Source organism: Actinoplanes sp. NPDC026623, assembly GCF_040638275.1.
In the GTDB taxonomy this organism is placed as follows: domain Bacteria; phylum Actinomycetota; class Actinomycetes; order Mycobacteriales; family Micromonosporaceae; genus Actinoplanes.
Map to the genome: position 1 here is coordinate 18,385 of NZ_JBEZXZ010000121.1, position 8,719 is coordinate 27,103.

An 8,719-nucleotide genomic window follows, 5' to 3' on the forward strand; every position below is an offset into this window, starting at 1 on the left:
CAGCCGGATCAGCACCTCCCCCTGCGGCTCCCCTGGATCGACCACGGGAAACCACAACAACTTCTTCCGAAAGTTCCGGAACACTCATTACCTGCGATACGACCGCCCGCAGCCCCCGTTGCAGGTCTTTGCCTGTCCGCCTTCAAGCGCCCACTGGGGAGCAGCATCAACTTTCTGTAGATGACCTGCAAATTCTTCTTACTGTCGGTTTTACCGGAAAAAACTTCCGGACCATCTCCGAAACTTATTGTTCACGGATGCCCGCTGCGCCTAGCATCGCTCTGACATCGAGATTCATCCATACCCGGTGAGGTCGCTGTCGCTTCGGCATCCCCCTCGGCGTACGAGCGGTCTCCGCCTGCCGGTGTGCCCACGACTGCGACCCGGGCGCGGATTCGAGAAGGGAGAGGCCATGATCGCGGGTAGCTCCTCAGTCCACCTCGGCGGTACACGTCGTAGACGGCCGTTGAGAATGCGGACCGTGGTCGGAGCCACGGTCACGGCGGCCGCCGTCGCGGTGGGCATGATCGCAATGATCCCGGATGCGAGCGCGGCGGCGAACACGCTCGGCGCGGCAGCCGCGCAGTCGGGCCGGTACTTCGGCACGGCGATCGCCGCCGGCCGGCTCAACGATTCGACGTACACCACCATCGCCGGGCGTGAGTTCAACATGGTGACCGCCGAGAACGAGATGAAGCCCGACGCCACCGAACCCAACCGCGGCCAGTTCACCTTCAACTCCGGCGACCAGATCTACAACTGGGCCACCCAGCGCGGCATGAAAGTCCGCGGCCACACCCTCACCTGGCACGGACAGCAACCCGGCTGGATGCAAAGCCTCAGCGGCAGCAACCTGCGCCAGGCCATGATCGACCACATCAACGGCGTGATGAGCCACTACAAGGGCAAACTCGCCTACTGGGACGTCGTCAACGAGGCATTCAACGAAGACGGCAGCCGCCGCCAATCCAACCTGCAAGGCACCGGCAACGACTGGATCGAGGTAGCCTTCCGCACCGCCCGCAACGCCGACCCGTCGGTCAAACTCTGCTACAACGACTACAACATCGAAAACTGGTCCTACGCCAAAACCCAAGGCGTCTACCGCATGATCCAGGACTTCAAGTCCCGCGGCGTACCGATCGACTGCGTCGGCCTGCAAACCCACTTCACCGGCGGCAGCTCCCTGCCCAGCAACTTCCAGACCACCCTCTCCAGCTTCGCCGCCCTCGACATCGACGTCGCCCTCACCGAAGCCGACGTCACCAATGCCTCCACCACCCAGTACGCCGGCCTCACCCAGGCCTGCATGAACGTACCCCGCTGCGTCGGCATCACCGTCTGGGGCGTCCGCGACAGCGACTCCTGGCGCTCCAACGAGAGCCCCCTGCTGTTCGACGGCAACGGCAACAAGAAGGCCGCCTACACCTCCGTCCTCAACGCCCTCAACGCCGCCCCGCCGAGCTCTCCGGCATCCCCGAGCGTGCCGGTCTCCCCGAGCCCCAGCGTCCCCGCTGATGACAACCCCTACCAGCGCGGACCGGATCCCACCGTGGCCAGCGTCGCCGCGCAGTACGGGCCCTTCGCCACCGCCCAGATCACGGTGCCGCCCGGCAACGGCTTCAACGGCGGCTTCATCTACTACCCCACCGACACCAGCCACACGTACGGCGCGGTCGCCATCGTGCCCGGCTACACCGCCCTGTTCGCCAATGAGGAAGCCTGGATGGGTCCGCGGCTGGCGTCCTTCGGGTTCGTCGTCATCGGCGTCGAGACCAACAGCCGCAACGACTACGACACCGCCCGCGGCACCCAGCTGCTCGCCGCCCTGGACTACCTGACCAATTCCAGCGCGGTACGCGACCGGGTCGACCGCAACCGGCTGTCGGTCATCGGCCACTCGATGGGCGGCGGCGGCGCCCTCTACGCGGCCACCCAGCGCCCATCGCTGAAGGCCGCCATCGGCCTCGCACCGTTCAAGCCGTCCGGCAACCTGGCCTCGGACAACGTGCCGACGATGATCATCGGCGGGATCAACGACTCCACGGTCACGCCGTCCTACCTCGACGGCCTCTACCCGACCCTTCCGGCGGCGACGCCCGGCGCGTACATCCAGCTCGCCAACGCCGACCACCTCTACTTCACCCGGCCCAACGACATCGAGCTGCGCAGCCAGATCGAGTGGCTGAAGATCTTCGTCGACAACGACACCCGGTACACCCAGTTCCTCTGCCCGAGCATCAAGGACGCCACCGGCATCGTCCGGTCGACCGTCAAGTGTTCGACCATCCCGAGCGGCGGTTCCACCCCTCCCCCGAGCCCCTCCGTCCCGCCGTCCAGTCCGCCACCCGGGCCACAGCGGATCCTCGGGTCGCAGTCGGGTCGGTGCGTCGACGTGCCAACGCCACCCACAACAACGGCACCCGAGTGCAGCTCTATGACTGCAACGGCCAGGCCAACCAGCAGTGGAACTACACCTCGAGCAAGCAGCTGACGGTGTACGGCGACGTGTGCCTGGACGCGGCCGGCTCCGGCAACGGGTCGGCGGTCCAGATCTACAGCTGTAACGGCCAGTCCAACCAGCAGTGGAACGTCAGCGCCAACGGCACCATCACCGGCGTCCAGTCCGGCCGCTGCCTCGACGTGTGGGGCACCGGCAACGGACAGCAGGTCCAGATCTACGACTGCAACGGCCAGGCCAACCAGCGATTCAGCCTGAGCTGACCGAGCCGGGTGTGGCGGTCACCTTATCGCCACACCCAGGCCCTCGTACCGCCCCGCCATCCCGTAGTCGAAAGGAAGGTTCGATGGAGCGCCTCTTGCGTATCGTGCTCGCGGCCGGCACAGCGCTGGTCGCCGGCCTCGCCGCGATCCTGGTGTCCGATTCCCCGGCGATGGCGGCGAGCCTGACCCGGGTGACCAACTTCGGCACCAACCCGACCAACCTCAACATGTACATCTACGTACCGGCGAACCTCGCGCCCCGGCCGGCGCTGCTGGTGCTGGTGCACTACTGCAGCGGTTCGGCGAGCGCCGTCTTCAACGGCAACGGCCACGACTACGTCGCCGCCGCCGACCGCTACGGCTACATCATGGTGCTGCCCGAGGCCACCCGCAGCGGCGGCTGCTTCGACGTGTCGACCGCCGCCGGGCTGCGGCGCAACGGCGGTAGCGACTCCACCGGCATCATCTCGATGGTCGACTACGCCCGCTCGCACTACCCGACCATCGACTCCTCCCGCATCGTCGTGTCCGGGTTCTCCTCCGGCGCCATGATGACCAACGTCCTGGCCGCCGAGTACCCGGACGTGTTCAGCGCCGGGTCGGCCTTCTCCGGCGTACCGGCCGGCTGTTTCGCCACCAGCGACGGGTCGATGTGGAACAGCCAGTGCTCCGGCGGCACCGTCATCCGGACGGCCCAGCAATGGGGCGACACCGCCCGCGCCATGTACCCCGGCTACACCGGCGCCTACCCGCGCATGCAGTTGTGGCACGGCACCACCGACACCACGCTCTCCTACCCCAACTTCGGCGAGGAGATCAAACAGTGGACCAACCTGCACGGCCTGTCGCAGACGCCGGCGTACACCGACCACCCGCAGTCCACCTGGACCCGGACTCGTTACGGTGACACCGGCATCCAGGCGACCGTCGAGGGGATCAGCATCTCCGGCGTCGGCCACCAGCTTCCGATGAGCGGCCAGATCGCGTACGCGATCTCCTTCCTCGGACTCGACCAGCCGTCAACCCCACCGTCGTCAACCCCACCGACCTCGACCCCGCCGACCTCGACCCCGCCCCCGGGAGGCGCGAACGAGATCGTGGGGACCCAGTCCGGCCGGTGCATCGACGTGCCGAACGCGTCGCGCACCAACGGGACGCGGGTGCAGCTCTACGACTGCCACGGCCAGTCCAACCAGCAGTGGACATACACGGCGAGCAAGCAGCTCCAGGTGTACGGCAGCATGTGCCTGGACGCCGCCGGGTCCGGCAACGCATCGGCGGTGCATATCTACGCCTGCAACGGTCAGAGCAACCAGCAGTGGAACGCCAACTCGAACGGCACCGTCACCGGCGTACAGTCCGGCCGCTGCCTGGACGTGTGGGGCACCGGCAACGGGCAGCAGGTCCAGATCTACGACTGCAACGGGCGGCCCAACCAGCAGTTCACGCTCGTACCCCTGGGTAGCCTGACCTCAACCCCGTGATCCTCCACCCCGCCGTCCTCGGTCCCGCCGTCGTCCGCGCCTCCTACGTTTCGGAACTCTGTGAGTGCCTCGGCGGCGGAGACCGACGGCGAAGGACCGTGGACCGTTCAGGCGACGGACTCCGGTTCGCTGCCACCACGGCCGCTGGCGCGTCGTCGGCTCGCCCGTAGTGCCATGCGGCGACGCAGGAGTCGCTTACGGCACGGGCCGAGCCCGACGTTCCGCCAGCGGTGTCCCGGACATGGGCGGAGCGGTCCCCGGCGCCTGCACCACCACCCGCGGAGTACGACGCTTCGCTCCTGACATACCAGAACGACGACCATCCCGTCGCTGCCAACAAAACGGAACCCGACCGGGTGAACTACTCCCGGACGGGCTCCATTTTGGCTATTGAAGGGGAGTATTCGTAGATACCGTTACGGTATGCTGGAAATTGGTTTGTGTCGGTAGAGGGACCGGGCAGACCCTTGCTCCACTGCAAAGTTACTCCCTGTACCGTTCGGAAACTCGGTTTCGGCTACGCAGCCTGCGAATACTCGTTGATCAGCCCGCTGAGGACGCGCCGGCGGCGTACGCGTACGGCGCCCACATCGGTGACAGGCACTGGGGATACGTCCTGAGCCGGCGGGCGTTGTTCACGGCCTTGATGCGGCCGGTGCTGGTTGTAGTGCCGGACGTATTCGTCGAGCGTGACAGTACGTGCCGCGGGTTGTAGATCAGGATCCGGTCAAGGCACTCCCGGCGGACCGTGCGCACCCAGCGTTCGGCATACGCATTCGCGCGGGGTGCCCGCGGCGGCGTCCGCACGATCTCAATGCCTTCAGCGGTGAACACCTGGTCGAACACGGCCGTGTACTTGGCATCCCGGTCCCGGATCAGAAAACGAAACGCCGAAGCCCGCTGACCGAGGTCCATCATCAGGTTGCGGGCCCGCTGGGCCACCCACTCGCCGGTCGGGTTGGTGGTGACGCCAAGACGTGCACTCGCCGGGTCGCGATCTCCATCAGGAACAACACATAGACGCGGGTCAGGCCGATCGTGTCCACATGCAGGAAGTCGCAGGCCAGCAGACCTTTGGCCTGGGTGCTCAAGAACTGCGTCCAGGTCGGCCCGCCGCTACGCGGCGCCGGATCAACGCCGGCTTTGGTCAAGATCGCCCACACCGTGCTGGACGCGACCCGGTAACCCAGCCCGACCAGTTCACCCTGGATCCGCCGGCAGCCCCAGGTCGGGTTCTGCGCGGCCAACCGCAACACCAGGGCCCGGACATCGGACCGCAGTGCCGGCCGGCCCGGCCGACTCGGGTAGGTCCAGTGCCGGGTGACCAGACGACGGTGCCAGCGCAGCAACGTTGCCGGGGTAACAAAGAACGCCGCCCAACGTGGCCGCGGCAGCAGCCGAGACAGAGCGGCGAGCACAGCGCGGTCAGCTGGTTCAAGATCCGGGCGATGGACCTGGCGGCGCAGCACCGCGACCTGATGCCGTAGCACCAGAATCTCCACCTCATTCGCGCGATCACCGCGCACGACCAAGATCACCAGACGCAGGAGTTGACGCAAGACCAGATACCCAAACGACAGGATCATGGCCTCAGCATGACCACGACAACCGGCGACGACGCCGGACAAAACCGCACGTCAGACCCCGCAGCCGGGTTCTCGAACGGTACAGGCATGACGTCAGCCTGCGGCGTCGTCGTGTAGGGCACAACTGGGGTTCGCCGCGGTGATTAGTGGTCGTAGGGGGTGTCGTGCGGCCGCCGCGCGAGCACCGCCAGGGCGCGGCGGCCCAGGAGATGGCCCTCAAAGGGTGACCAGGGCACCGAGGGCGGGGCCGGTCGGGACCACTCGTTCCGCGGCGGACCGCCCTCACGCTGTGCCTGCCGCCCGGGGCTTGCTGACGCGACAAGTGGCGCGGTGGCCCGAGCATACGAGGTCGGCGAGGCAGGTGGCATGCTCGACCATTGTGACCGAGCAGCCGAAGACGCCGCCCCGCTCCGACGACCAGAGCGCCGACGCGCCCGTTGCTCAGCCGGTCACGGCGGCGGGAGACCCCCAGACGCCGGGGCCGCCCGCGCCGAGCGTTTCATCGGCCTTCCCGCCGCAATGCGCGACCCGGACGCGGCTGTATCGAGCGGGGGAGCTCCTCGAGGAGGGGTTTCCGGCAGGGCAGATGAGTGAGCGTCTCGCGGCCGACCCGGCCGCGGTCGTGTGGCTCGACCTCTATGACCCGACCGAGGACGATCTTGCCATCGTCACCCAGGAGTTCGGCCTGCACGCGCTCGCGGTCGAAGACGCGGTCAGCCCGCATCAGCGGCCCAAGGTGGACCGGTACCGCACCCACCTGTTCGCGAATCTGTACGCCGTCTCGGCGACCGGCGACTCACGCGGCCTGGCGACCGGGGAAATCAGCATGTTCATCACACCTCGGGCATTGATCACGGTGCGGAAGAACAACTTCGACATCGATGCGCTGATTGCCCGATGGGACCTCAATACGGGGCTCGTCACGGCCCAGAACGAGATCAGCATTCTGGTCTACGGACTGCTCGATGCCGTCGTCGACGGCCATTACGAAGCCGTCGAGAGGCTGGACGACGCCATCGACGAGCTGCAGACCCGGCTGTTCCAGGCCCGCGCGGGGATCGACATCCGCCGCCGGGCCTATGAGCTGGGCGCCGATCTCGCCGCGCTACGCCGCATCGTCGCACCGATGCAGGACGTGGTCAGCCGGCTGATGCGCACCGACAGCCACCTCGTGGACGATGAGCTGAGCCTCTACTACCAGGACATTCACGATCACGCATTGCATACCAGCGAGACCATCGCCGCGGCCAGCGACCGGGTCGACCGGATCGCCGCCACCCAGCTCAATGAACAGAGCGCGCAGCTCAATGAGATCACCAAGAAGCTCGCGGCGTGGGCCGCCATCATCGCCGTGCCCACCGCCGTCACCGGCTTCTACGGCCAGAACGTTCCCTATCCGGGATTCGGTCACCACGCCGGCTTCGTCACCAGCACCGTCGTCATCGTCACGCTCGCTGGCGGCATCTACGCCTACCTTCGCCGCAACAACTGGCTATAGCGGGTGACGTGCGCGCGTCGACCGCCACGACCCTGTACAGCCCGGCGACCGCCCCGAGGATCTGCCATACCTGAACGGTAACCATCATCGTGCGGCATGCTGGGACGATGGGAGCGATGACCCGGCAGGGCGCGATCGATGTCCTCTGGGTGGGCAGCCGTACGGGCAAGCTGGCCACCACGTCGACGCGCGGCTCTGTGTCGGGCTCCAGTTCGACCTCGACCTCCTCGCCAATCGCGACGTCGGCGGCCTAGCGATTGGCGTTGCTGAGGCCGAGCAGGTGGCGGAGGCCACCGGCCGGTTCACCAATGCCAAGGCCGCCCGGCCTCGCATGATGGCGACCCGGCTCTTCCAGGAATGCCCGTTGACCGTGACCGTCACCGGCGGCTGCGTGCCCCCGCCGAGCACTGCTACCACCCCGGCCGGAACTTCCAGACCCGCATGGGCTCAGGCGGCTAAGCAGGTGGCCGGAAGTTACCCTGGCCCAGGTCCGCTCGCCGCTGCCGGCCGCCGCGCCGGCGCTGGAGATCGACGATGACGCGGACGGTGACGTCGACCGTACGGTGGCGGCGCGCCCGGCGGAGACCGGTGCGGCGGCGGCGGACGACACCCCGCCGACGACCACAGCGGCGGCGGCGGAACGCTACGTGGGACCGGGCGGTGTGAACCGGGCACGCATCACCGTCACGGCCGCCGATGAGGCGGGCGGTTCGGGCGTGGACCGCATCGAATGGCTGCAGCCCTCGGACGCCGACGTCCGCTTCCGGCCGTACACTGGTGCACTCGATCTGCCCGCCACTGGCACCCTGTACGTCCGCACCGTCGACCGGGAAGGCAACGCCGATCCGGCCTACTACGGCGTCGACCTCGGCAGCTGACCGCTCCGCCGACTACCGGGAGGTGACCTCCGATGCCGAGATGGAATGGCCTGACCGTGGCGTTCGCCATCGTCGTCGTGCTGGCCGGTGGCTGGGCGACCGCGGTGTGGATGCTGGGCCGTTCGATGGAGAAGGCGTGGCTCGGGGTCGCCGCGGAGGACCGCGTGCTCTTCGAGTTCCTGGCCAACGGCGGCGTGGTGCTGATCCCGGCCACTCCGGCGGTGGCGGCGGTGATCGCCGCACGGCAGGGCTGGGCCGTCCTCGCGTGGATCCTGGGTGGCCTTGCCGTCGTCATCGTGGTCCTGGTGGCTATCTGGGCAGTGGCGAACTGGAACACCTGACCTCAGCCGTCCGCCTATCTCACTTCGCCGGCCACCGGCCTGTCGACCTTTTCCGGCCAATCTGCATCCGAATCAACCTGGCCGGGATCACCCACCTCAACGCCGAGTTCGCCACCCTGCGGGTGCCGATAATGCCATCCGTGCTGGTCAAGCGGCATGCTCGTATTCGTGGAGGAGTCCGCCGAGCCGATCGTGTCGGCGGATGCGT

Annotated in this window: 10 protein-coding genes and 1 pseudogene; 7 read left to right on the plus strand and 4 right to left on the minus strand. The window is 67.4% G+C overall.

Annotation, left to right across the window (positions count from 1 at the left end; translation table 11 throughout):
- Positions 1 to 472 precede the first annotated feature (472 nt).
- The 4 genes and pseudogenes from AB0F10_RS29300 to AB0F10_RS29315 form a co-directional block, all read left to right on the plus strand.
- Positions 473 to 1,456: pseudogene (locus tag AB0F10_RS29300) on the plus strand (endo-1,4-beta-xylanase); the annotation flags it as partial.
- Positions 1,457 to 1,726: 270 nt separating this feature from the next.
- Complete coding sequence (locus AB0F10_RS29305; protein ID WP_360631972.1) at positions 1,727 to 2,494, plus strand: dienelactone hydrolase family protein; 768 nt, start codon at positions 1,727 to 1,729, stop codon at positions 2,492 to 2,494.
- Positions 2,428 to 2,724, plus strand: coding sequence for a ricin-type beta-trefoil lectin domain protein (locus tag AB0F10_RS29310; RefSeq protein WP_360631941.1), 297 nt, complete (start codon positions 2,428 to 2,430; stop codon positions 2,722 to 2,724). Before AB0F10_RS29305 ends, AB0F10_RS29310 begins: the two co-directional genes overlap by 67 nt.
- 83 nt (positions 2,725 to 2,807) lie before the next feature.
- Positions 2,808 to 4,208 (plus strand): PHB depolymerase family esterase, encoded by a 1,401-nt coding sequence (locus AB0F10_RS29315; RefSeq protein ID WP_360631944.1) that lies wholly within the window; start codon positions 2,808 to 2,810, stop codon positions 4,206 to 4,208.
- Positions 4,209 to 4,751: 543 nt separating this feature from the next.
- On the opposite strand, the gene AB0F10_RS29320 is transcribed toward AB0F10_RS29315, so the two are convergent.
- Together AB0F10_RS29320 and AB0F10_RS29325 are read right to left on the minus strand one after the other, a co-directional pair.
- Positions 4,752 to 5,150 carry an integrase core domain-containing protein gene (locus tag AB0F10_RS29320; protein WP_360631947.1) on the minus strand — a complete coding sequence of 133 codons (399 nt, stop codon included), beginning with the start codon at positions 5,148 to 5,150 and terminating at the stop codon, positions 4,752 to 4,754.
- Positions 5,126 to 5,794 carry a helix-turn-helix domain-containing protein gene (locus tag AB0F10_RS29325; RefSeq protein WP_360631949.1) on the minus strand — a complete coding sequence of 223 codons (669 nt, stop codon included), beginning with the start codon at positions 5,792 to 5,794 and terminating at the stop codon, positions 5,126 to 5,128. Before AB0F10_RS29325 ends, AB0F10_RS29320 begins: the two co-directional genes overlap by 25 nt.
- Positions 5,795 to 6,173: 379 nt before the next feature.
- Between AB0F10_RS29325 and AB0F10_RS29330 the strand changes: the two genes are divergently transcribed.
- Complete coding sequence (locus AB0F10_RS29330) at positions 6,174 to 7,292, plus strand: magnesium transporter CorA family protein (RefSeq protein ID WP_360631952.1); 1,119 nt, start codon at positions 6,174 to 6,176, stop codon at positions 7,290 to 7,292.
- 84 nt (positions 7,293 to 7,376) lie between these two features.
- Here AB0F10_RS29330 and AB0F10_RS29335 read toward each other — a convergent pair whose 3' ends face one another.
- The gene (locus tag AB0F10_RS29335) at positions 7,377 to 7,709 is read right to left on the minus strand and encodes a hypothetical protein (RefSeq protein WP_360631955.1); all 333 of its coding nucleotides are present in this window, start codon (positions 7,707 to 7,709) and stop codon (positions 7,377 to 7,379) included.
- Between the two features lie 146 nt (positions 7,710 to 7,855).
- Between AB0F10_RS29335 and AB0F10_RS29340 the strand changes: the two genes are divergently transcribed.
- Both AB0F10_RS29340 and AB0F10_RS29345 read left to right on the plus strand, forming a co-directional pair.
- On the plus strand, positions 7,856 to 8,170 hold the full coding sequence (locus AB0F10_RS29340) for a hypothetical protein (RefSeq protein ID WP_360631958.1): 315 nt from the start codon (positions 7,856 to 7,858) through the stop codon (positions 8,168 to 8,170).
- Between the two features lie 32 nt (positions 8,171 to 8,202).
- Positions 8,203 to 8,511 carry a hypothetical protein gene (locus tag AB0F10_RS29345; protein WP_360631961.1) on the plus strand — a complete coding sequence of 103 codons (309 nt, stop codon included), beginning with the start codon at positions 8,203 to 8,205 and terminating at the stop codon, positions 8,509 to 8,511.
- A 14-nt stretch (positions 8,512 to 8,525) separates the two neighbouring features.
- On the opposite strand, the gene AB0F10_RS29350 is transcribed toward AB0F10_RS29345, so the two are convergent.
- Positions 8,526 to 8,719, minus strand: a 194-nt coding sequence (locus AB0F10_RS29350) for a hypothetical protein (protein WP_360631964.1), incomplete at its 5' end; no start/stop codon positions are given.

What these genes read in the sequence shown, in the direction of transcription:
- AB0F10_RS29305 (WP_360631972.1), top strand. Translation starts at nt 1,727, where the DNA reads ATGGGTCCGCGGCTGGCGTCCTTCGGGTTCGTCGTCATCGGCGTCGAG.
- AB0F10_RS29315 (WP_360631944.1), top strand. Translation starts at nt 2,808, where the DNA reads ATGGAGCGCCTCTTGCGTATCGTGCTCGCGGCCGGCACAGCGCTGGTC.
- AB0F10_RS29325 (WP_360631949.1), bottom strand. Translation starts at nt 5,794, where the DNA reads ATGATCCTGTCGTTTGGGTATCTGGTCTTGCGTCAACTCCTGCGTCTG.
- AB0F10_RS29345 (WP_360631961.1), top strand. Translation starts at nt 8,203, where the DNA reads ATGCCGAGATGGAATGGCCTGACCGTGGCGTTCGCCATCGTCGTCGTG.